Genomic DNA, 21,530 nt, shown 5'->3' with positions numbered 1-21,530 from the left:
GGTCATTGGCCTTTGAACTGGGGTTCACGTTTTTCGAAGAAGGAGGTGTAGCCTTCGACATAATCTTCGGTGCCATAGAGCACGCCCTGCGCATCCGCTTCAGCGGCAAGGACGTCTTCAAGCCCTGCGGGGCCGCGCGCCAGCACCGCCTTCAGATATTCATGCGACAGCGGCGCGCCCTTTGCGATCTGCCCGGCGAGCGCCAGTGCCTCCGCAAGGGCGGTCCCTGCCGGAACGATCTGCTCGACCAGGCCGATGCGTTCGGCTTCCTCGGCCCTGATCGTTCGGCCGCTCATCACCAGCAGGCGGGTGCGGCCCATGCCGATGCGGTTGGTCAGCGTCCACATGCCGCCATAATCGGGCACCAGGTTGAACCGGGCAAAGGGCACGGAGAATTTCGCGGTCTGCGACGCGACGATCACGTCGCAGGCGGCTGCAAGGCCAAGACCGGCGCCCATCGCCGCCCCCTCCACCGCCGCGACGATCGGCTTCCTGCCCGCCGCCATCATGCGGATGATCCGGTGCAGATTCTGCATGCGCAGCCGCCCGCCGGAGGAGGTTACGCCCGCAAAGCTGGTGAGGTCGCCGCCCGAACAAAAATGCTCGCCCTCCCCCGTCAGCACGATGGCGCGGCAGGCCGGGTCGGTCTGCGCCTGCTCCAGCCTCTCTTCCAGCACCGCGCGCATACGCATGGAGATGGCGTTGCGCCGGGCCGGAAAGGACAGGGTCAGCAGCAGGACGCCACCCACATGCAATTCCGAAAATACGGTGCCCGTATCGTCGCTCAAAACAATGCTCCTCCCAGCCCGCCGTCCACGCCCAGGCTCTGCCCCACGACGTAGCCGGCATGGCGGCTGCACAGCATGGCGCACAATGCGCCGATTTCATCGGGGTCGCCATAGCGACGGGCGGGAATGTTGAACCGGCGCAGGAACTTCTCGCGCTCCTCCGCCTCGCTCGTGCCGTTGGCGCTGGCCGCATCGGTGAAGGTGCCCGTCAGCCCCGGCGTTTCGAAAATGCCAGGTAGCAGCGAATTGACGGCGACGTTATGCCGGGCCAGCAGTTTCGACAGGCCTGTCGCATAATTGCCCACCGCAGCCCGCGATGCCCCCGAGAGCATCCGCGCCGCCAGCGGATATTTGGCGGCGATGGTGCTGATGTTGACGATCCGGCCGAAGCCGCGATCGGCCATGCCCTGCAAATAATGGCGCATCAGTTCGGTCGACCCGACGACGGCCATGTCGAACACGGCGCGCCACTGGTCGGCCGTCACCTTCCGATAATCGTCGGTCAGCGGCGGGGGCGAAAAGGTGATGACCAGTATATCGGGCGCCGGACAGGCATCGAACAGGCGCTGGCGCCCTTCCTTGCTGCCATGGTCGGCGACGATCGCTGTCACCTTGCTCCCCGTTTCCGCCCGGATGGCCGCCGCCGCTGCCTCAAGCCGGTCGCCGCCACGCGCGCTGACGAACAGGTCGACGCCTTCCCGCGCAAGCGCGCGGGCACTGGCCCCACCCAGACCCGCGCTGCCGCCCGCAACCAGCGCGGTCTTTCCCACTATGCCCAGATCCACGTCCGCGCCTTCCTTCAGCGGCCAATATAATGGGGCGTCCGGCCCTCGCGCACAGAGGCGACGCCTTCCGCGAAATCCTCCGAGCTCATCAGGATCGCCTGCGCCATCGCGTTGGCGTTCCATTCATTTTCCATCGTCGATTCAAGCGCGCGGTGGAAGGACAGCTTGGCAATGCGATAGGCCTGCGGCGGCAGCGCGGCAAGTTCCCTGGCCAGTTCCATCGCCCGGTCGCGCAGCCGGTCGGCAGGCACCAGTTCGTTGGCGAGGCCGATCTTCACCGCCTCCTCGGCCTTGATGCGGCGACCCTGAAGGATCATCTCGCTCGCCCGCGCCGTGCCCACCAGGCGGGGCAGCAGGAACATGCCGCCCAGCGGCGGCAGCAGGCCCAGCCGGATCCAGGCTTCGGTGAAGGACGCGGTTTCGTCGATGATACGGAAATCGCAGGCCACCGCCAATTCGCAACCGATGGTGATCGCCGCGCCGGTGACGGCCGCGATCGTCGGCTTGCTGCAGTTATAGACGCGGCGCATCGCGCCCTGCGCGGTCGAATAGACATTGCCCAGCACGTCGATCGGGCTGGCGTCGCGCAGCACGCCCATCAGATTGGGCGAGGCGCCCCGGCTGAAATGCTTGCCCTGCCCGGCGATCACCATGGCCCGTACCGCAGAATCCGCCACTGCCTCGTCCATCAGGCGGGATAGCAGATTGAGCGTATCCGCCTCGAACGCGTTGTTGTTTTCGGGGTCGGAAAGCTCGATAAGCGCTACGCCGTCAACGGGCGCGTGCAGGACGATTTTCGGCGAAGGCATGTCTGTCATCAATCCTCTCAACTGGTCATGGCGGGCCTCCGGGAATCTCCTTGACCCCGGCGCCCGATGGCTCCATGCGCATATCATACTAAGTTATATTTCCACATTGGCCAAGAGGATGTAACCGGCATGTCGCTTGTTTTGCTCGCCATCGAGGATGGACTCGCCCGCATCACGCTCAATCGCCCGGAAAAGCTGAACGCCCTGTCGGTGGAGTCTTTCCACGAACTCAATGCCCATATCGACACCATCCAGAAGGAGAAAGTGGGCTGCGTCCTGCTGACGGGCGCGGGCCGCAGCTTTTGTGCCGGGCATGACCTGGAGGGGATTTCCAGCGGTTCGGAGGACGACGCAGCCGGAATGTTCGAGACGCGCACGATCGAGCGGCTCGCCACCCTGCCGATGCCGGTGGTCGCGGCGGTGCGCGGCCATTGCTACACGGGCGGGCTGGAGCTTGTGCTCGCCGCCGACATCATCATCGCGGCCGAGGACGCGAAGTTCGCCGACACCCATGCGAAATGGGATCTGACGCCGATCTGGGGCCTGTCGCAGCGGCTGCCGCGCCGTATCGGCGAAGCCAAGGCCTATGAGATGTTCTTCGCCTCCCGCACCTATTCGGGCGCGGATGCCGCTGCGATGGGCTTGGCCAATTTCGTCGTGCCCAATGATGGTTTCGAGGCGGAGGTCGACAAATTCTGCGGCGAGGTGCTGGCCAATGCCTGGCGCGCGACGCGCGCGTTCAAGACGCTGGTCGCCAGGACCGAAGGCATGAGCCTGCACGACGGCATCGTCTATGAGATCGAGAAGACCGAAGGGCGCGGGCCGGAAATGCATGATCGCCTTGCCCGCATGCGCAAGAAATAGGCATGGATGATGGAGCCCGGCCCTGTGCCGTGAATCGGGAGTGACGCAATGCAGCTTTATGCCAGTGTGGGAACGAACGATCTGGACCGGGCCATTGCCTTCTATGAAGCGTTGCTGGGCAGCATCGGCTGGAACAGGCTTTTCGACAATCCCGGGGGCGGACGCTTCTTCGGCAGCATCCAGGACGGCATGTTCGCGGTGGTCACGCCTTTCGACGGCGAGGCCGCGACGATCGGCAACGGCACGATGATCGGCTTCGCCTTCGACAGCCGTGCAGGGGTGGATGCCTTCTACCATCGTGCCATCGCATTGGGCGGCACGGACGAAGGCGCGCCCGGCGATCGCGGCGGGGGATCCTATTTCGCCTATTTCCGCGACCTGGACGGCAACAAGCTGTGCAGCTGGACGTTCGCGCCATGCTGAACGATCCCACCGACATCTATATGTGGCGGCGTCTCGATCCTTCGCTCACCACATCCGGGCAGCCCAGCGAGGATCAGCTGGCCGCACTCCGGGCGATCGGGGTCACGCATATCGTCAATCTGGGGCTGCACAGCCATGAAAAGGCACTGCCCGACGAGGCGGCGAGCGTCAGTGCGCTTGGCATGACCTATATCCATATACCGGTGGATTTCGCCCACCCGACCGATCAGGATTTCGAGCGTTTCTGTTCGGCGATGCAGGAGCTGGCGGGGCATAGCGTGCATGTCCACTGCATCGCCAATCTGCGCGTTTCCGCCTTCATCTATCGTTACCGACGAGACGTTCTGGCCATGCCCGCGGACGAAGCGCGACAGGAGATGGATCGCATCTGGCGACCCGGCGGCGTCTGGGCGGGCTTTATCGGCGACGAAGAAGCGGTTTCACGCGACCATCTCTACGCGCGCCGGGATTATTGAGACGAAGCCGGGGTGAATATCCCCCGGCTCCGCTCAAACCCGATGATGGCGTCAGGCCATGCCCTTCTCGACATCATTCTTGCTGGCGTCGCCGAGCTGCGACCCGCCGTCCACGTCAAGAACGGTGCCGGTCACATAGACCGCCGAGGGGCTGGACAGGAACACGGCCGCTTCGGCCACTTCGCCGATCTCGCCCCAGCGCCGCATCGGGATGCGGGCATAATAGGCTTCGCGCGTATCGTCAGAGGGGGCCAGGCGGGCCATGCCCTCCGTACCCTCGATCGGGCCGGGCGAAATGCCATTCACGCGAACCTCCGGACCCCATTCCATCGCCAGCACGCGGATGAGGTGGTTGATGCCCGCCTTGGCGGCGCAGGCGTGGGCCTGGAGCGGCGAGGCATTGACCGCCTGCCCCGCCGTGATCGCGATCAGCGAAGCGCCCGGCTTGTTCAGCAGGTCATAGCATGCGCGGAACACGTTGAACGTGCCGTTGAGGTCGATATCGACCACGGTGCGGAAGGCGTTGGCCGACATGGCGGCGGCGGGCGCCAGGAAATTCCCGGCCGCGCCGGAAACGACGATGTCGAGCGGTCCCAGCTTCGCCGCCACTTCCTCCAGCGCGCCGCGAATGGCGGCATAGTCGCGCACGTCCGCCGACAGGCCGATCGCGTCCGGGCCGATCTCCTTGGCTGCGTTCTGCGCCTTTTCCGGGTTACGGCCGACGACCGCTAACTTTGCACCGAGGGAAGCGAAGCGCTTGGCTATCCCCAGGTTGATGCCGCTGGTGCCACCCGCGACGAACACGACCTTGCCGGTCATCAGCCCGTCCTTGAAGGCGCTGTTCGAGAAATCCATGCTAATCTGCCTTTCGTCCTGTGATTGCTGAAAATCTGCTGTTATCCGCCGCGTGGCAGCCATTCGGAGAGAATGGCGTTCACATCCTCCGGCGCGTCCTGCTGCACCCAGTGCGAGGCATGGGAGAGCCTGCGGATCGTGAGGTCGCGCACGAAGTCGCCCGTGCCGTCGAGCGTCTCGGCGAGCAGCGCGGCATCCTGATCGCCCCAGACGATAAGGGTCGGAACGTCCACCACGCCGCTGCCGGTGGCGCGGCTCGCGCGATGACGGCCCGCCGCCCGATACCAGTTTATCATCGCCGTCATCGCCCCCGGCCGCGTGGCCGCGGCGGCATAGACATCCAGCACTTCGTCGGGGAAGCGCGCCTTGTCCACCGCCGAAGCGCGGAAGGCGTTGCGCACCGTGTTGCCGCTACCGCCCGCCATGAACAGTTCGGGCAGGCGCGGCAACTGGAAAAAGGCCATGTACCAGAGGCGGAGGCGCTGCCGCCAGTTGCGCTTGACCGTGGCGGCAAGGCAGGCGGGATGGGGCATGTTCATGATGACCAGCCGTTCGATCGGGCGCACCTGCCGGATCGCGAAATGCCAGGCAAGGATCGCGCCCCAGTCATGGCCGATCAGCGTCAGCCTGCTGGCGCCGCTGGCGTCGAACAGCGCGCCGATATCTTCCAGCAACCGCTCGATCCGGTAGGCGTCCACGCCCCGCGGGCGCGATGACCCGCCATAGCCGCGCTGGTTGGGCGCCCATACGCGATAGCCCATCCCGGCCAGCAGCGGCATCTGGTGACGCCAGGAATAATGGAGTTCGGGGAAGCCGTGCAGGCACAGGGCGAGATGATCGCCGCCGCCGGCCTCCGCCACCTCGAAGCGCTGCCCGTTGGCCGCCACCTCGATCATCCTGATCCCGGTGCCGGGACCGGGTGACCAACTCATGTCCATGGGATCAGGCCGCGCCGTCCAGCGGGGCGAAGCGATAGCCATCGCCTTCGCGCACGATATGTCCGGCGGCAGGTTCGGGAAAATGCGTGCCGAACATGCGATTGTCCGTGCCAGCCAGATCACCCAGGATGCGAAGGCGCGTTTTTTCGCCCATCGCCGTATCCCAGTCCGGGACCGATCCCCAGTCGGGCCGCGCGATCTGCATCGGGCTGTGGAAGGAATCGCCGGTGATGATCGAGCGGACCCCGCCCGCGTCGACCAGCACGCAGACATGGCCGGGCGTATGACCGTGGGACGGCGTGAGGCTGATCCAGGGATCGACGCGGTGATCGGTGGTCACCAGGTCGACCAGCCCGGCGTCGAAGACCGGCTTCACCGAATCCTCGAACACCGTCAGTTCCTCGCCCTCGCTATGCGCCTGCCAATGTTCGAACTCCGTGCGGGCGAACATGTAGCGGGCATTGGGGAAGGTCGGCACCCAGCGTTCGCCGTCCCACATGGTATTCCAGCCGACATGGTCGATGTGCAGATGGGTGCAGAGCACGGCATCGATCGATTCGCGCGGACAGCCTGCCGCTTCCAGCTTGCCCAGGAAATCGGTCTGCAACATGCTGGCGTCGGCCCAGTGGCGCGGCTTGTCGTTGCCGAAGCAGGTATCGACGATGATTTTGGTCTGCGGCGTTTCGATCAGAAAGGCCCGGATGACGAGGCGGACGCGGCCTTCCTTGGTGATATAGGGTTCACCGAGCCATGGTACCGCGGCCATTTCCTCCCGCGTCGATTTGGGGAAGAAATGATCGCCGCGAAAGACGACGACGGTCTCGTCAATCGTCGTGATGCGAACATCGCCCATCGTCCATTGCGCCATTTCTATCACTCTCCAAGAAGGATCCGGTCAACTGCCGCCGCTTGTCCGCCGTCCTGTTGCGGACGACATAACATACCAAGTGCACGAGCTTTTAGGGCATTGCAATGCCGGTGGACGACAGAATGACATTGACACTTTTGTGTCGTTTTGACATTTAGGTGTCATATGAGTCGTTCCCTCGCCATGATCGCCCTGCTCGACGAGCTGGCCCGTACACGCGGTCGCACCTCTGCCGCCTTCCAGTCCGTGCGCTCGGCGGAAGGCCTGGCCGAAATGGAAGCCATCGTCCTGGCGGCGGTGGTGCGGGCGCGCCACGCGCCCACCGTGTCGCAGATCGGCCGCAGCCTGGGTCATCCCCGCCAGGTGATCCAGCGCGCGGCCGACAGCCTGCAGCAGCGGGACCTGATCCGGTTCGAGGATAATCCGGAGCATAAGCGCGCGCGCCTTCTCCTGCCCACTGGCGCGGGCCGCGCGATGCAGCAGGACCGGGACCGGCAGGGGCTGGCCGTGGCGGACAGGCTGACGCGCGGGATCGATCCGCAGGTGCTGGCCGACACCACGGCCGGACTGCGGCTGATCCGCGAAACGATGGAACGCAATCTTCGGGAAGACGAAGAGGAGAGGATCGATGACGATGGTGACCGAGGAGCAGCCGCTGCAGCGGCCGCTGATTGACGAGGAACGGCTGACCGCCTGGCTGGATGCGCATATTCCGGAACTGGGCGATGGGCGCCTGACGGCCACCATGATCCATGGCGGCACGTCGAACGTGATCTTCGCGCTCGACCGGGGCGGTCCGACGATGATCCTGCGCCGCCCGCCCGCCGTGCCGCCGCCGGGCAGCGCGAAATCGGTGCTGCGCGAGGCGCGGGTGCTGACCGCGCTCAACGGCACGCCGGTGCCGCACCCGCATTGCCATGGCGCCTGCGAGGATGAAAGCGTCATCGGCTCCGCCTTCTATGTGATGGAGCGGGTTCCGGGCTGGGCCGCCGAATTGCGGGCGGACGGCAATATCTACAACCGCCCGCCCTTCGACACCATGCCGAGCGAGCCGGGCATCGCCTATGCGATGATCGACGGCCTCGTGGCACTCGCCAATGTCGACTACAGGGCGGTGGGGCTGGAGGGCTTCGGCAAGCCGGACAATTTCCTGGAGCGGCAGGTCGACCGCTGGTCGGGGCAGCTGGAAAGCTATGGCGCGCTTTACGGTTATGCCGGGCGCGCGCTGCCGGGCTACGACTATGTGCGCGACTGGCTGCGCGCCAACATCCCGGACGATTTCCACGCGGGCATCATGCATGGCGATGTCGGCACGCCCAATGCCCTGTTCGCCTTCGACCGGCCCGCGCGGCTGACCGCGCTCATAGACTGGGAACTCTCGACCATCGGCGACCCGCTGATGGACCTGGCCGGTTTCACCAACAAGATGCGCGACGAGGAAAGGCCGGACGAGATACCCAGCCACGCGCTCTACAATGTCGCCAACTTCCCCACCCGGCAGGAGCTGGCGCGCTATTATGCGGCGGGCACCGGGCGCGACCTGTCCCATTTCGACTATTACCGCGCGCTCCAGATGTTCAAGGGCGGCTGCATCCTCGAATATAAGGTGGCGCAGGCCGCCGCAGGCATCCTTCCCGAGGCCACCGGCACCTTCTTTTCCGGCCTCGTTCTCAGCAATTTCGAAAAGGCCGAGGCGCTGTGCCGCCGCCTTGGCTGAACAGAGTTTTCAGGAGAGACAGCATGATCGATTTTTCCGTCGAACCCGAATTTCAGGCCAAGCTGGACTGGATGCTGGATTTCGTGAAGCGCGAGTGCGAGCCGCTCGACATCCTCTTCCCCCATCATGGCGATCCCTATGACACCAGGAACGAGACGTCGCGCGCCATCATCAGGCCGTTGCAGGAACAGGTGAAGCAACAGGGATTGTGGGCCTGCCACCTCGACCCGCATCTGGGCGGCGAGGGCTACGGCCAGCTCAAGCTGGCGCTGATGAACGAGATATTGGGCCGGTCCTACTGGGCACCGACCGTGTTCGGCACCGCCGCGCCCGATACCGGCAATGCCGAGATCCTGGCCATGTTTGGGACGGAGGAGCAGAAGGCGAAATATCTTCAGCCGCTGCTGGACGGGGACATCGTCTCCACCTTCTCCATGACCGAGCCCCATGCCGGGGCCGACCCCAAGGAGTTCGTCTGCAAGGCCTACAGGGACGGCGACGAATGGGTGATCGAGGGCGACAAATGGTTCTCCTCCAACGCCCGCTACGCCGCCTTCCTGATCGTGATGGCGGTGACCGATTCGGAAGCCGAGCCGCACCGGCGCATGTCGATGTTCGTCGTGCCCGCCGAGACGCCGGGCATCAACATCCTGCGCAATGTCGGCACGATCGGCGACGATCCCGAAGCGGACACCGGCACCCATGGCTATATCCGCTATGAAAAGGTGCGCGTGCCGCTGGACGCAATGCTGGGCGGGCCGGGCGACGGGTTCAAGGTGGCGCAGGCGCGGCTGGGCGGCGGGCGCGTCCATCATGCGATGCGCACCGTGGGCCGGTGCCAGCGCGCGCTGGAGATGATGCTGGAACGCGCCGTGTCGCGCCGGACGCAGGGACGGCCACTGTCCGACCACCAGTTCGTCCAGGGCATGATCGCGGATTCGGCGATCGAGCTGGAGATGTTCCGCCTGCTGGTGCTCAAGACCGCCTGGATCATCGACCATGAGCCGCATGGCGCGGCACGCACCCATATCGCGATGTGCAAGGTGCAGATGGCGACCATCTATCACGACATCGTCCGCCGTGCGATCCACATCCATGGCAGCTATGGCGTGTCCAATGAAACGCCGCTCGCCAGCATGTGGCAGGGGCTGCTCAGCCTGGGTCTCGCCGACGGGCCGACGGAGGTGCACAAAGTTCAGGTCGCCAAGGCGCTGCTCAGGAAGGCGAAGCCCTCCGAAGGCATCTTCCCTTCCGAACATCTGCCTGCCCGGCGCGAGGCGGCGCTGGCCCGCCATGCCGGCATATGGAATGCGCGCCAGCCCGTGCCGGCCGAGTGAACAGAAAAAAGGAGAGGAAGCCATGACCATGATCGACCCACTGTTCGACCTGACCGGAAAGGTGGCGCTGGTGACGGGCGGCAGCCGGGGGCTGGGCCTGGAAATGGTGCGCGCCTTCGCCGCCCATGGCGCCGACGTCATCATCGCCAGCCGCAAGCTCGAAAATTGCGAGGCGGTGGCGCAGGAGGTCCGGGCGATGGGCCGCCGCGCCATGGCCCATGCCGCCCATGTCGGCCGCTGGGACGAGATCGACGGCCTGATCGAGGCGGCCTATGCCGAGTTCGGCCGGGTCGACATCCTCGTCAACAATGCCGGAATGAGTCCGCGCATGCCCAGCCATGAGGTGACGGAGGCGCTGTACGACAGCGTCTTCAACCTCAACATCAAGGGGCCGTTCCGCCTGGCCAGCCAGATCGGCAAGCGCATGTTCGACGGCGATGGCGGCGCCATCATCAATGTCTCCTCGACCGCCGGGGTGATGCCCATTCCGGAGGTGGTGCCCTATGGCTGCGCCAAGGCGGCGCTCAACTCGCTGTCCCTCTCCCTCGCGCATGAATATGGGCCGAAGGTGCGGGTGAACACGCTGTCGGCAGGCCCCTTCCTGACGGATATCGCCAAGGCCTGGGACCCCAGGCGGCGCGAAAAGGCGCGCAATGCCCTTGGGCGCCCCGGTCAGCCGCATGAGGTGGTGACGAGCGCCCTCTATCTCGCCAGCCCGGCATCAAGCTATGTCACCGGAACCCTGCTGCGGGTCGACGGGGGCATCTGGTAGGGGTCAGCCCTCCTGCGGCGGCGGCCAGGGCAGGAAGGCGGCGGGGCGCTTCTCGCGAATCGCGCTCAACCCTTCCTGCACATCGGGATGGCTGAGGCAGGCGTTGACGGTAGCGTCCGCGTCGCGGAAGGCCGTGCCCCGGTCCACGTCCATATGGGCGTAGACCATCTGCTTGATGCGCGCCATCGAATGGGGCGAGGAGGCCTCTAGCTGCGCCACGAAGTCCAGCGCTTCCTCGACCGCCTTGCCCGCGGGCGCCAGCCGGTCGGCCAGGCCGATGGCATGCGCCTCCGCCGCGCCGACCTTGCGTGCCGTCCATAGCAGGTCGAGCGCCTTGCCGGTCCCGACCAGCCGGGGCAGCAGCCAGCTCGTGCCATGTTCGGAAATCAGGCCGATCTTCGCGAAGGAGGTCGTCATCGACGCGCCCTCGTCCATGATGCGGATGTCGCTCATCAGCGCGAGGACCAGGCCGACGCCTGCCGCCACCCCGTTGATCGCGCAGATGACGGGCTTGGCCACGGACAGCAGGTTGGCGAACTGCGCGGGCATGTCCGTCGTCATGCCCCGCTCTTCCCACCTGCGGTTGCCGGTGCGGGACATTTCGGCGACGGCCGCCATGTCGATGCCCGAACAGAAGGCGCGGCCCGCGCCGGTGATGACGATGGCCCGGACCGCCGGGTCCTGTTCCGCATCGCGTATCGCGTCGTTGAAGCGCGCCGTCATCTCGATCGTCATGGCATTGAGCGCTTCGGGACGATTGAGGGTGACGATGGCGGCCCCGCCGCTCTTCGAGACAAGAATGTCGGTCATTGGGAAGCACCTTCTCCACGGTTGATCGGTCCCGGAAGCCGGACGGGCGGCCCCATCCTCCGCCACCGGGTGCGGAACCGGAAACTCTGTCACTCGCCATCGGCCCTCGCAACAAATGGCGCTCGGCGCAAGACCCTTGGCGCCTTCCGCCAGTGCCGCCCGCATGTCCATCCGTTAGGGAAAGGGCAGCGGCATCAGCATCTTAGCTCAAAAGCAAGACAGAAATGGCCGCGAAACCGGCGGGCGTTCCGGGAAAATCCTTCAAAAAAGGGGAGCAAAAAAGGGGATTCCTTCCCGAACGCCCTCAATCGACACCATCCGAATTGACAGGATCACATCATGGAACAGACTGGATTTTCTCGTCGCCACGCCCTTTCGCTGGCGATTGCTTCCCTGGGATTGTTCGTTTCTCCGACAGCCATGGCCCAGCAGGCGCCGGCCGACGCGGTCGTAGGGCCCTGGGCCGCCGACGACGGTTCGGTCAAGCTCGACCTGTTCCGGTCGGGCGCCGAATATCAGGGCCGCCTGCTCTATGGCAACAAGCTGGTCGAGGCGGACGGCGTGACCTTCAAGAAGGATGTGAAGAACCCCGATCCGGCGCTGCGTTCCCGCTCGATGAAGAATGCCGTCATCCTGACCGGCCTGCGCTATTCCAAGGGCGAATGGACCGGCGGCTCGCTCTACGACGGATCGTCGGGCAGCACCTATAGCTGCAAGCTGTGGATCAAGGACGGCAAAATGTATCTGAGGGGTTATCTGGGAGTCTCGTTGCTGGGCCAGACGCGCAGCTTCCACCGCATCGCCGGCTGATCCCGCCGTCGCGCCAGCCGGGGCGCCGAACCGCCGTCCAGCCTGTCCAAGCAGACGGATTTGGCGTAATCGGCAATTCGGCTGGCGCAATCCGACACTGCATTGTCGCATTCTGCCGCCTATCTGTGGCCCATACACATAAGAGGCTCAAACATGGTCAATCCAGCAAAGAAAACCGCTCTGGTCACCGGCGCATCGTCGGGCATGGGCAAGGACATCGCGCAGCGCCTGATCGCCGACGGCTATCTTGTCTATGTCGCCGCGCGCAGCGTCAACAAGATGCAGGACCTCGCCGCGCTGGGCGCCAGGCCCCTGGCCATGGACATTTCCAAGGATGAAGACATCCGCGCCGTGGTGAACACCATTACCGCCGAAGTCGGCGGCGTGGACGTGCTGGTCAACAATGCGGGCTTCGGCCTTTACGGCCCGGTGGAGGATATTCCGCTGGACGAGGCGCGCTACCAGTTCGAGGTCAACCTGTTCGGCCCGGCGCGGCTGACGCAGCTGCTGCTGCCCTATATGCGGGAGAAGCGGTCGGGCACGATCGTCAACGTCACGTCGATGGGTGGCAAGATCTATTCGCTGCTGGGCGCCTGGTATCATGCCACCAAGCATGCGCTGGAAGGCTGGTCGGACTGTCTGCGGCTGGAACTGTCGCAATTCGGCATCAACGTCGTCATCGTCGAGCCCGGCGTGATCGAGACCGGCTTTGGCGACGGCGCCTCCAACAACCTGCTGAACCGGTCCGCGGGCGGACCCTATGCCGGCCTGGCCCAGGCGGTCGCCAATTCGATCGCCAACACCTATGGCAAGGGCACGGGCAGCCCCGGCAGCGTCATCGCCAATGTGGTGTCGAAGGCCGCCCATGCCGGCAAGCCCGACACCCGCTATGCCGCGGGCAAATATGCCAAGATGCTGCTGGGCATGCGCAAATGGCTGAGCGACCGCACCTTCGACCGTATCATCCTGAGCCAGACCAAGTAGGGCCGCAAATGCCGCGCCGGTGCGGCCTGGGGGGTTGACGATGAGTCATATTCCGTCCGATCGATGCAAATTGCCGCCAGCCTTCTGGCGCGCTGTCGATAGCATGGGCCTGCCCCCTGCCGCCCTGCTGCGGCAGGCCAGGCTGCCCGCGACGCTGCATTTCGACGATGAAGCGGTCATGACCACGCGGCGGCTCTTCACCCTGTGGAGGGCGGTGGAGGATCTGTCCGGCGATCCGGCGATCGGCATCAGGATGGTCCTGAACACCGACACGGCGCTGCATCCGCCGCATATATTGGCCGCCTTCCATGCGCGCGACTATCGCGACGGGCTGATGCGCACGGCCCGGTTCAAGCGGCTCTGTTCGCCCGAACATCTCCATTTCAGCGAGGAAAATGGGGAAGTGGCGATCACGACCGAATGGCTCTACGCCAACGAGCCGCCGCCCGCCGTGATCGCGCATGTGACCTTCGCGTCCCTGCTGGAACTGGGGCGACGGGCGACCGGCCAGCATCTGCTGCCGCGCCGGGTGGAACTGGCGCAGCCGGAGCCTGACAGCGACCAGTTGCAGCGCTATTTCGACTGTCCGATCCGTTATGGCGCGCCGCGCAACATGCTGGTCCTGAGCCAGGCCGATCTGGACAGGCCCTTCCCCGGCCACAATCCCGAACTGCTGGAGATGCTGACCCCCGCGCTGTCCTCTGCACTGGGCGAATTGCAGCGGCACAATCAGGTCGGCGAGCAGATCAAGATCGTGCTCAAGCGGCGCATGGCGAGCGGCCGGCCGGAACTGTCGGACATCGCCCGCGAGCTGGGCATGAGCGAACGGACCCTGCAACGCCGCGTGATCGAGGAAGGGACGACGTTCCGGCAATTGCTGCTGGAGGCGCGGCAGGAACTGGGGCGGCAGCTTCTGGGCGATGCGTCCGCCGAAATCGACGAGATCGCCTATCTGCTGGGCTATCAGGACAGCAGCTCCTTCTACCGCGCCTTCCGTTACTGGGAGGGCATCACGCCCGGACAGTGGCGGGAGATGAACGGCATCCGGGGCCGCGAGCGGCTGGGCGCGGGCATAACCCACTGAGCGGCCGGGCGCGGACATGCTTCGCGTCCCGGCTGCCCCACGATCGGCTTCGGCCGCAAGAAAAAGACCGCGCGGCCAGCGCGGCGGCAAGGCGCGAGGGGGGAGGATTCGAAGAAGTGGCCCTTCTGCCGGACGCATGACGTGACGTCGTTTCACTCGCAATGGCCGGAAGAGGCCAGGAGCAGTCCATATGGGTAAATTTTTCCGTTTCCTGCTGTTTCGCATCCTGCCGGCGCTGGCGCTGCTGATCGTAGCGCTGCTGGGCTTCGTCAAATTCGAATATGGCCGGGGCAAAGTCTATCCCGGTTTCGGCGACGAGGGCACCGGGTCGGCCAAGACCGAAAAGCTGATCACGCTCGACTATCCGCCGGGCAACATGGCGATCGCGCCCAACGGCCATATCTATTTCAACTATCACCCGCTGGCGCGGCCCGCCCGCTTCACGCCCGCGACCGTGTTCGAATGGGCCGACGGCAAAATCCAGCCCTTCCCCTCCCTGGCCGCGCAAAAGCAGTTCCAGGGCACGTTCGGCATGACCATCGACAAGCAGAACCGCATCTGGTTCATCGAACCGGCGAGCTTCGATTTCGAGCATACGCGCATTTCCGCCTATGACCTGACGACGAAGCAGCGCGTCGAATATTTCGAATTCCCCAAGGGCGCGGCCCAGTTCGGGCAGGATCTGCGCGTCACCGCCGACGGCCAGCATGTGATCATCGCCAATCCCGGCATCTTCAGCTTCACCAACGCCAAGCTGGTCGTCTATTCGGTGAAGGATCACAGCTTCCGCGATGCGCTGGACGGGCATAGCTGCCTCCAGCCGGAGGACTGGGTGATCCAGACCCGCTTCGGCCGGCCGCACCGCCTGCTCTGGGGCCTTGTCAACTTCTCCGTCGGGCTTGACGGGATCGAGATCAGCCCGGACCAAAAATGGGTCTATCTGGCGCCCATGACCAGTTCGCGCCTGTGCCGCGTGCCGCTCGGCACGGTGCTCGACACCCGCCTGACCGCCCAGCAGGCGAACAAGCAGATCGAGGATCTCGGCAAGAAGCCCTTGAGCGACGGCATCACCGTCGATGCGAGCGGCAAGGTGATCCTGACCGACGTCGAACATGGCGGCGTGGTGTCCTTCGACCCCGCGACCCGCAAGGCGAAGACGCTGGCGCGCACCGACGCCATCTGGGCGGACGGGATCGTCACCGGGCCTGACGGCGCGATCTACTTCACCGACAGCGCCATTCCGGCCTATATCACCCCGACATCGGGTCCGCCGGAACAGTCGGTGCTGGTGGCGCACCGGCCCTACCATATCTACCGCGTCCAGCCCTGAGACACGGGACGGACGCAAAAAAGGGCGGAGGTCTCGCGACCTCCGCCCTTTCGCCTGCCCGTCAGAAGTCGGTGCCGCCGTCGATATTGATGAGCGCGCCCGTCATATAGGCGGCGCGTCCGGACAGCAGGAAGGCGATGAGCTCGCCCACTTCTGGCGGCTCCCCGACCCGGCCCAGCGCGACATTCATGCCCCAGCGTTCCTTCATATAACGGTTAAGCGCCTCGCCCGGCGGAAGGCCATAAAGCTCTGCCGCTTCCGCTTTCGTGCAGTCCAGCGCCTCGCTGGCGACGGCGCCGGGCGCAATGCAATTGGCGCGGATGCCGTCCGCGCCGAAGCTCTTGGCGACATTCTTGGTGACGCTGGCGATGGCGGATTTCATCGCGGTATAATGGGGCAGCCAGTTCTTCTGGGCGCGCATGGAATAGGCGGCGGTGGTGACGATGCTGCCCCCGCCATTAGCCTGAAGCAGCGGAATGGCCGCGCGCAGGCTGCGGACCACGGTCATCAACTGAGTGTCGAAGCTTTCCGCCCATTGATCGTCGGTGAGGTCCGCGACCGTGCCATGGCTGTTGATCGGTCCCGCCGTGACGGCCAGCCCGTCCAGGCCGCCCATCGTCCGCGCCGCCCGATCGACGGCCGCGCCCGCGCCGCCCTCGGCCACGCCGTCGCCCGCGGCCAGCGGACCCAGCGTCCGCGCCACGGCGGCGGCGCGATCCCGGTCGCGCCCGATCAGGACGACCCGCGCGCCTTCCTCCGCCAGGCAGCGCGCGGCCGCGAAACCCATGCCCGACGTACCGCCCACGATCGCGTAGCGCCGTCCCTCATGATCGCTCATTTTCTTCCATCCCTCTCCGAGCCGGGCCGCTGTCCCCGGACATGGAGAGGCCCGAACAGCGACCCCTCCGCCTGCCAGTCGATCCGCACCTGCCGGTGGGCGAAACGCCAGCCTTGCGGCGTGCGGATCAGGCGATCGACATAGACGCCATGATGATCCGGCCCGATATCGGTATGGACCATGAAATAGGTGCGCGCGTCGGCACTGTCGCCGTCAATCTCCACCAGCGAGGTCGCCAGATGATGGCGCGTGACGGTGAGGCGGCTGCTCTTGCCGCCCTCCCCGCCCCGGCTGCCGCCACCAAGACGGGCGGCGATCGCCGCGCGCCCCTGCGTGCGTTCACCGCTGAACTCGATGACGCCATCCTCCGCGAAAGTGTCCGCCAGCAGGTCCACCCGTCCCCGGTCGCCGTTGATATTATACGCCGCCAGCAACTGGCGGATCGCCTCCCGGTCGGACAGTTCGGCGAGGTCCACTCAGCCCTCCTTCGGCGGAGCGGCGCTGAAGCGAAGCCCCTGGTTGAGCGTCCAGCCGCCCTCGGCGCCGCGCATCCAGCCGCTCGACGCCCAGGTGCCGCCATCGACCGGCAGCAGCACGCCGGTGATATATTCAGCCATGGGCGAGGAGAGGAAGACGATGGCGTCGCCGCATTGCAGTTCGTCGCCCTCATAGCCGAGCGGGATGAGCTGTTGCCAGGCCGCCTGTTCCTCCGGCGAATTGACCTTCCAGGTGGAACGATCCACCGGCCCGCCGCGATTGCCCTTCGTGCCCGGCGAGACGGTGTGGTCGGGCGCGATCACATTGACGCGGATGCGATGTTCGGCGAGTTCCACCGCCATGGTGCGGGTGAAGCTGACCATGCCCGCCTTGCACGCGGCATAGACGGCGAACATCGGCGCGGCGCGCGTCGCCTCGATCGAGGCGACATTGACGATGGAGCCGCCACGCCCCTCCCGGACCATGATCTTCGCCACGTCGTGCGTGCAGCGGAGCATGGTCATCAGGTTGAGTTCGATATGCCGCTGCCAGCTCCGCTCGCTCTGCTCCAGGAAAGGCTTGCCCGACACGCCGCCGACATTGTTCACCAATATGTCGACCCGGCCGAACGCCTTGTCGGCGGCCGCGATCATCGCATGGGTCGCGTCCCCGTCCATCATGTCGACGGGATAGGGCAGCGCCTGCACGCCTGCTTCGCGGACGCGGGCGGCGACTTCCTCGCAGCGTTCGGGGACATTGTCCGCGATCACCACATTGGCCCCGGCTTCCGCCAGGCGGATGGCGCAGCCCCGGCCGATGCCGCCGCCGCCGCCCGTCACGATCGCCGTTTGCCCTTGCAGGCGGATACGGTCCGTCATCATCTCTTCTCCTTGTTTCAGCCCGCGATCGCGGCACGGATCGCCGCGGCGCTGGATATGGTCGCGATCATCGGCAGGTTGGCGGTGATCTGCATTTCATGGACTTCGGCCGTCGCGCCCGCCGAGCAATCCTCCGCCAGCACGGCGAAATAGCCCAGGCCCACCGCCTCCGTCGCGGCGCCGGGCAGCCCGACATTGGTCGATACGCCAGCCAGCACCACGGTCTCTACGCCCAGATTGCGCAGCACGCCGTCGAGCTGGGTCGCGGTGAAGGGCGACACGCCCGAATAGCGCACCATGCTGATGTCGCCCGGCTTCACCGGCAGGTCGCGATGCGATTGCACCAGCGCCGATCCGTCCCAGAATTCCCCCGCCTTCCACACATAGGCGGCAAGCAGGCAGTTGATCGGCCAGGCAATGCCGCTGTCCCTGGCGGGCATGGCGACATGGCAATGGACCACGGGCAGTCCCTGTTCGCGGAACCAGTCGGCCAGCGCGGCGATCTGCGGGATGATGCCCCGCTTCGCCACCATGTCCGCCAGCGGGGAAGATCGCACCGCCGAATTGGCGATGCCTTCCTGACATTCCATGATGAGCAGCGCGGCGCGCTGCCCCTGATCCAGGCCCTTGACGCCCATGCCGGTCGGCCTCTCCGTTTTCAGCCGACGCTGTCCAGCAGTTCGATCACCGGCTCGGCGGTCAGCAGCGCCTTGATCCGGTCGAAGGACGCGGCGAAATAGTCGGTCGTGCCATGCGCCTTCACCGCATCCTTGTCGGCATAGAGTTCCATCATGCGGTAGGTCTGCCGGTCCTTTTTCGAACGGGTGAGCTGATAGAGGCTGTTGCCCGGCTCGTTGGCGCGCACCTTTGCCGTGAGTTCGGCGAATTCCGCTTCGAAGGCCTCTTCCTTGCCCTCGGCAACCGTGAAGGATGCGATGATCGCGATCATGATAATGTCCTCTCTCTCTGATCTGGATGCATGGCCGTGCAGGCCCACTCTTCCCCGCGCACATCTTTCGCGCTGGAAATCCGGTGCGACCCGGAGTATGTAAACGGACGTTTACCGATAAGCGCAAGGAGAGATTGCCGATGGCCTTCACACTCGACAAATTCAGCCTGACCGGAAAGGTCGCGATCGTCACCGGCGCGGGCGGGCGCGGCAATTCGATCGGGCGCGCCTATGCGTTCGGGCTTGCCAATGCGGGCGCGGCGGTGCTGGTCGCCGACCTCAATGGCGAGGGCGCGCAGCGCGTCGCCGACGAGATCGCCGCGACCGGCGCGCGGGCGATCGCGGCGCAGGTCGACATCGCCGACCGCGCGTCGGTCGATGCCATGGTGCAGGCCGCCGTCGACGCGTTCGGCGGCGTCGACATATTGGTCAACAATGCGGCGATGATGGCGGAGCTGAATTTCGAACCGGCCAGCCAGATCACGCTCGACGCCTGGAACCGCATCATGGCGGTGAACGTCACCGGCGCGCTGAATTGCAGCCAGGCGGTGCTGCCGTCGATGACGCAGCGAGGCGGCGGGCGGATCGTCAACGCGCTGTCGGGCGGCGCCTATCCGCCGCAGACGGTCTACGGCATCAGCAAGATCGCGCTGGCGGGCCTCACCACCACGCTGGCGAGCGAACTGGGCCGCGCGAACATCACGGTCAATGCCATCGCGCCCGGCAATACGATGAGCGACGCGGGCAAGGGGCTGACGCCCAAGGACGGTCCGTTCCGGCAGAAGATGGACCTGAACGTCGTCATGCGCGTCGAGGGCCAGCCCGATGAACTGGTCGGCGCGCTGATCCTGCTGGCGTCGGACGCCGGGTCGTGGATGACGGGTCAGGTCCTGCATGTCGATGGCGGCTGGATCCTCAGGCCGTAAAAGCCATGCCGGGCCGCGCGACGGCCCGGCAGGCATCGTTTCAGGGGGCGAGCGGACGCAGCTCGATCAGGTCGACGTTCAGCTCGCGCGGCAGCGTCAGCAATTCGACCAGCGCCGTCGCCATATCCTCGGGCGCGGCGGGCGTGACGCCGGTTTCCTTGAAATTTCCCCAGCTCATCGCCGCTTCGTAGAAGGCCGCCTGCTCCGCCTCGTCCCAGTTGCGGCTCATCTCGCTGCCGCCGACGAAGCCCGACCGCAGCACGGTGACGCGAATCCTGTCGTCGCGCAGTTCCTTGCGCAGCGCCGCGCTGTAATTTTCCAGCGCCGCCTTGCTCGCCGCGTAGAGGCTGAGCGAGGCATAGGGCACCTTCACGCTTTCGGAAGAGATGTTGACGATATGCGGTTCCGCCGATTGCCGCAGCAGGGGAATGGCGGAGCGGCAGGTATAGACGGGGCCGGTGAAATTGACGGCGATCTGCTGCTCGATATCGGTGTCGCTGTAGCTTTCGGTATGGCCGACGATCGACATGCCCGCATTGTTGATAAGGATGTCGAGGCCGCCGAAAGCCTCCTCCACGGCGGCGAAGGCGTTGCGGACCGAGTGCGGATCGGCGATGTCGCAACCGACCGGCAGCGCCTGCGCCCCGATCTCCCGCGCCGTCGAATCGAGAGCCGCCGACGGACGGGCCAGCAGCGCGACCCGCGCGCCTTCGCGCACCAGCGCCTGTGCCAGATGCCGCCCCATGCCCCGCGACGCTCCGGTCACGATCGCTTTTCTGCCCTGCAACCTCAAATCCTGCTCCTCTCCAGCTTTGCCATTTGATCTGACATATTTAACGATGTACTCCAAGTGGCGTCTACCGCAATGGTACTTATTGGTGCGTCTGTAGCGATATGCGGAACATATTGGCCCTTGACGTTACGCCGGTTTGCTGGCTGTGGAGAGGCATGTTCCGCCCAATGGAGGATGAGGATGACGAATATTTGGTCCTATGAAGGCAAGCGGGTCGCGATTGTCGGCTGTTTTTCGGGCATGGGTGAGGCCTGCGCGCGCGAACTGGTGAAGCTGGGCGCCGAAGTGCATGGCGCCGACATCCGCGAATCGCCGGTCAACCTGGCCTCGTTTACTCAGGTAGACTTGAAGGACTGGAGCAGCATCGACAAGGCGGTCGCCGGCATCGGCGGCGAGATCGACGCGCTGTTCAACTGCGCGGGCCTGCCGCAGACCTTCCCGGCGCTGGACGTGATGCGCGTCAATTTCATGGGCATCCGTCACTGGACCGAACAGTGGCTGCCGAAGATGAAGCGTCCGGGCGCGGTCGCCTCCATCTCCTCGCTGGCGGGCATGGGCTGGCTGCAGAATGTGCCGCTGCTCAAGGAAGCGATCGCCATCGACGGCGAGAAGGAGCTGATCGCCTGGTTCGAATCGCATCAGGAAGCGGTGGGCGACGGCTATGGCTTCTCCAAGCAGCTCCTGAACGCCTGGACGCAGATCCAGGCCGTCAAATATGCGAAGGAAGGCATCCGGTTCAACGTCACCATGCCCAGCCCGGTCAAGACGCCGATGTACAAGGATTTCCAGCAGGTCGCTGGCGACGGCGTGCTCAACGCCTTCACCGCGCCGACCGGCCGCTTCTGCGATCCGGCCGAGCAGGGCAATCCGCTGGTCTATCTGAACAGCGACGCGGCGTCCTTCATCAGCGGCGTCGCCCTGCCGGTCGACCATGGCTTCTTCGGCGGCGTGGTCACGGGCGAGCTCAACGTGCAGGAACTGCTGGCGCAGGCGGCTGCCGCCAACGCCTGACGGCAGGC

26 protein-coding genes are annotated in these 21,530 nt (G+C 65.4%); 13 read left to right on the top strand and 13 right to left on the bottom strand.

Translation table 11 applies throughout. The features are described from left to right. Positions 1 to 2: 2 nt before the first annotated feature. The 3 genes from MJ601_RS05695 to MJ601_RS05685 are packed head-to-tail and all read right to left on the bottom strand — an operon-like array spanning position 3 to position 2,391. A complete protein-coding gene (locus MJ601_RS05695) occupies positions 3 to 788 on the bottom strand; it encodes an enoyl-CoA hydratase/isomerase family protein (RefSeq protein WP_242124206.1) in 786 nt (261 codons plus the stop codon). Further along, entirely contained in the window at positions 785 to 1,573 is a 789-nt protein-coding gene (locus MJ601_RS05690; RefSeq protein WP_242124204.1) for an SDR family oxidoreductase, read from the bottom strand. Before MJ601_RS05690 ends, MJ601_RS05695 begins: the two co-directional genes overlap by 4 nt. Before the next feature lie 14 nt (positions 1,574 to 1,587). Then, the gene (locus MJ601_RS05685) at positions 1,588 to 2,391 is read right to left on the bottom strand and encodes an enoyl-CoA hydratase/isomerase family protein (RefSeq protein WP_242124202.1); all 804 of its coding nucleotides are present in this window, start codon (positions 2,389 to 2,391) and stop codon (positions 1,588 to 1,590) included. Positions 2,392 to 2,511: 120 nt separating this feature from the next. Between MJ601_RS05685 and MJ601_RS05680 the strand changes: the two genes are divergently transcribed. Genes MJ601_RS05680 through MJ601_RS05670 form a run of 3 tightly spaced genes read left to right on the top strand, consistent with a single transcriptional unit; the run spans position 2,512 to position 4,145 of the window. Next, the gene (locus tag MJ601_RS05680; RefSeq protein WP_242124200.1) at positions 2,512 to 3,246 is read left to right on the top strand and encodes an enoyl-CoA hydratase/isomerase family protein; all 735 of its coding nucleotides are present in this window, start codon (positions 2,512 to 2,514) and stop codon (positions 3,244 to 3,246) included. 48 nt (positions 3,247 to 3,294) lie between these two features. Then, complete coding sequence (locus MJ601_RS05675) at positions 3,295 to 3,669, top strand: VOC family protein (RefSeq protein ID WP_242124197.1); 375 nt, start codon at positions 3,295 to 3,297, stop codon at positions 3,667 to 3,669. After that, positions 3,642 to 4,145, top strand: a complete 504-nt coding sequence (locus MJ601_RS05670; RefSeq protein ID WP_242124195.1) for a protein tyrosine phosphatase family protein — start codon at positions 3,642 to 3,644, stop codon at positions 4,143 to 4,145. Before MJ601_RS05675 ends, MJ601_RS05670 begins: the two co-directional genes overlap by 28 nt. Positions 4,146 to 4,196: 51 nt before the next feature. Here MJ601_RS05670 and MJ601_RS05665 read toward each other — a convergent pair whose 3' ends face one another. Genes MJ601_RS05665 through MJ601_RS05655 form a run of 3 tightly spaced genes read right to left on the bottom strand, consistent with a single transcriptional unit; the run spans position 4,197 to position 6,806 of the window. Further along, positions 4,197 to 5,000: an SDR family oxidoreductase gene (locus MJ601_RS05665; RefSeq protein ID WP_242124192.1), complete on the bottom strand. Its 804-nt coding sequence runs from the start codon at positions 4,998 to 5,000 to the stop codon at positions 4,197 to 4,199. A 41-nt stretch (positions 5,001 to 5,041) separates the two neighbouring features. Continuing rightward, entirely contained in the window at positions 5,042 to 5,932 is an 891-nt protein-coding gene (locus MJ601_RS05660; RefSeq protein WP_242124190.1) for an alpha/beta fold hydrolase, read from the bottom strand. Positions 5,933 to 5,942: 10 nt separating this feature from the next. Beyond that, on the bottom strand, positions 5,943 to 6,806 hold the full coding sequence (locus tag MJ601_RS05655) for an MBL fold metallo-hydrolase (protein WP_242124188.1): 864 nt from the start codon (positions 6,804 to 6,806) through the stop codon (positions 5,943 to 5,945). 165 nt (positions 6,807 to 6,971) lie between these two features. On the opposite strand from MJ601_RS05655, the gene MJ601_RS05650 reads away from it, so the two are divergent. Genes MJ601_RS05650 through MJ601_RS05635 form a run of 4 tightly spaced genes read left to right on the top strand, consistent with a single transcriptional unit; the run spans position 6,972 to position 10,632 of the window. Next, entirely contained in the window at positions 6,972 to 7,481 is a 510-nt protein-coding gene (locus MJ601_RS05650) for a MarR family winged helix-turn-helix transcriptional regulator (protein ID WP_242124186.1), read from the top strand. Next, the gene (locus MJ601_RS05645) at positions 7,435 to 8,523 is read left to right on the top strand and encodes a phosphotransferase family protein (RefSeq protein ID WP_242124184.1); all 1,089 of its coding nucleotides are present in this window, start codon (positions 7,435 to 7,437) and stop codon (positions 8,521 to 8,523) included. The genes MJ601_RS05650 and MJ601_RS05645 overlap by 47 nt, the downstream gene beginning before the upstream one ends. Before the next feature lie 23 nt (positions 8,524 to 8,546). Continuing rightward, positions 8,547 to 9,860, top strand: coding sequence for an acyl-CoA dehydrogenase family protein (locus MJ601_RS05640; RefSeq protein WP_242124182.1), 1,314 nt, complete (start codon positions 8,547 to 8,549; stop codon positions 9,858 to 9,860). A 22-nt stretch (positions 9,861 to 9,882) separates the two neighbouring features. Continuing rightward, positions 9,883 to 10,632: an SDR family NAD(P)-dependent oxidoreductase gene (locus MJ601_RS05635; RefSeq protein WP_242124181.1), complete on the top strand. Its 750-nt coding sequence runs from the start codon at positions 9,883 to 9,885 to the stop codon at positions 10,630 to 10,632. Between the two features lie 3 nt (positions 10,633 to 10,635). Here MJ601_RS05635 and MJ601_RS05630 read toward each other — a convergent pair whose 3' ends face one another. After that, positions 10,636 to 11,442, bottom strand: coding sequence for an enoyl-CoA hydratase/isomerase family protein (locus tag MJ601_RS05630; RefSeq protein WP_242124179.1), 807 nt, complete (start codon positions 11,440 to 11,442; stop codon positions 10,636 to 10,638). Positions 11,443 to 11,781: 339 nt separating this feature from the next. Between MJ601_RS05630 and MJ601_RS05625 the strand changes: the two genes are divergently transcribed. The 4 genes from MJ601_RS05625 (at position 11,782) to MJ601_RS05610 (ending at position 15,650) form a co-directional block, all read left to right on the top strand. Further along, on the top strand, positions 11,782 to 12,252 hold the full coding sequence (locus tag MJ601_RS05625; RefSeq protein ID WP_242124177.1) for a DUF2147 domain-containing protein: 471 nt from the start codon (positions 11,782 to 11,784) through the stop codon (positions 12,250 to 12,252). A gap of 153 nt (positions 12,253 to 12,405) precedes the next feature. After that, positions 12,406 to 13,236 (top strand): oxidoreductase, encoded by an 831-nt coding sequence (locus MJ601_RS05620; protein ID WP_242124175.1) that lies wholly within the window; start codon positions 12,406 to 12,408, stop codon positions 13,234 to 13,236. A 40-nt stretch (positions 13,237 to 13,276) separates the two neighbouring features. Further along, on the top strand, positions 13,277 to 14,320 hold the full coding sequence (locus MJ601_RS05615) for an AraC family transcriptional regulator (RefSeq protein ID WP_242124173.1): 1,044 nt from the start codon (positions 13,277 to 13,279) through the stop codon (positions 14,318 to 14,320). Positions 14,321 to 14,510: 190 nt separating this feature from the next. Continuing rightward, on the top strand, positions 14,511 to 15,650 hold the full coding sequence (locus MJ601_RS05610; protein ID WP_242124171.1) for an SMP-30/gluconolactonase/LRE family protein: 1,140 nt from the start codon (positions 14,511 to 14,513) through the stop codon (positions 15,648 to 15,650). Positions 15,651 to 15,711: 61 nt separating this feature from the next. On the opposite strand, the gene MJ601_RS05605 is transcribed toward MJ601_RS05610, so the two are convergent. Genes MJ601_RS05605 through MJ601_RS05585 form a run of 5 tightly spaced genes read right to left on the bottom strand, consistent with a single transcriptional unit; the run spans position 15,712 to position 18,792 of the window. Further along, a complete protein-coding gene (locus MJ601_RS05605; RefSeq protein ID WP_242124168.1) occupies positions 15,712 to 16,488 on the bottom strand; it encodes an SDR family NAD(P)-dependent oxidoreductase in 777 nt (258 codons plus the stop codon). Then, positions 16,485 to 16,964, bottom strand: coding sequence for a nuclear transport factor 2 family protein (locus MJ601_RS05600; protein ID WP_242124166.1), 480 nt, complete (start codon positions 16,962 to 16,964; stop codon positions 16,485 to 16,487). The genes MJ601_RS05605 and MJ601_RS05600 overlap by 4 nt, the downstream gene beginning before the upstream one ends. Continuing rightward, complete coding sequence (locus tag MJ601_RS05595) at positions 16,965 to 17,843, bottom strand: SDR family NAD(P)-dependent oxidoreductase (RefSeq protein ID WP_242124164.1); 879 nt, start codon at positions 17,841 to 17,843, stop codon at positions 16,965 to 16,967. 17 nt (positions 17,844 to 17,860) lie between these two features. Continuing rightward, positions 17,861 to 18,481, bottom strand: a complete 621-nt coding sequence (locus MJ601_RS05590) for a cysteine hydrolase family protein (RefSeq protein ID WP_242124162.1) — start codon at positions 18,479 to 18,481, stop codon at positions 17,861 to 17,863. Positions 18,482 to 18,501: 20 nt separating this feature from the next. Beyond that, on the bottom strand, positions 18,502 to 18,792 hold the full coding sequence (locus MJ601_RS05585; protein WP_242124159.1) for a putative quinol monooxygenase: 291 nt from the start codon (positions 18,790 to 18,792) through the stop codon (positions 18,502 to 18,504). A 140-nt stretch (positions 18,793 to 18,932) separates the two neighbouring features. Here MJ601_RS05585 and MJ601_RS05580 point away from each other — a divergent pair, with 140 nt between their 5' ends. Beyond that, entirely contained in the window at positions 18,933 to 19,718 is a 786-nt protein-coding gene (locus MJ601_RS05580) for an SDR family oxidoreductase (protein WP_242124157.1), read from the top strand. Between the two features lie 40 nt (positions 19,719 to 19,758). Here MJ601_RS05580 and MJ601_RS05575 read toward each other — a convergent pair whose 3' ends face one another. Continuing rightward, positions 19,759 to 20,505 (bottom strand): SDR family oxidoreductase, encoded by a 747-nt coding sequence (locus tag MJ601_RS05575; protein WP_242124155.1) that lies wholly within the window; start codon positions 20,503 to 20,505, stop codon positions 19,759 to 19,761. Positions 20,506 to 20,691: 186 nt separating this feature from the next. On the opposite strand from MJ601_RS05575, the gene MJ601_RS05570 reads away from it, so the two are divergent. Further along, complete coding sequence (locus MJ601_RS05570; RefSeq protein WP_242124153.1) at positions 20,692 to 21,522, top strand: coniferyl-alcohol dehydrogenase; 831 nt, start codon at positions 20,692 to 20,694, stop codon at positions 21,520 to 21,522. Positions 21,523 to 21,530: the final 8 nt, after the last annotated feature.

The sequence above is a fragment of the Sphingobium trunci genome, from assembly GCF_022664535.1.
Lineage (GTDB): Bacteria > Pseudomonadota > Alphaproteobacteria > Sphingomonadales > Sphingomonadaceae > Sphingobium.
This window is presented reverse-complemented; position numbering and strand designations above follow the sequence as displayed.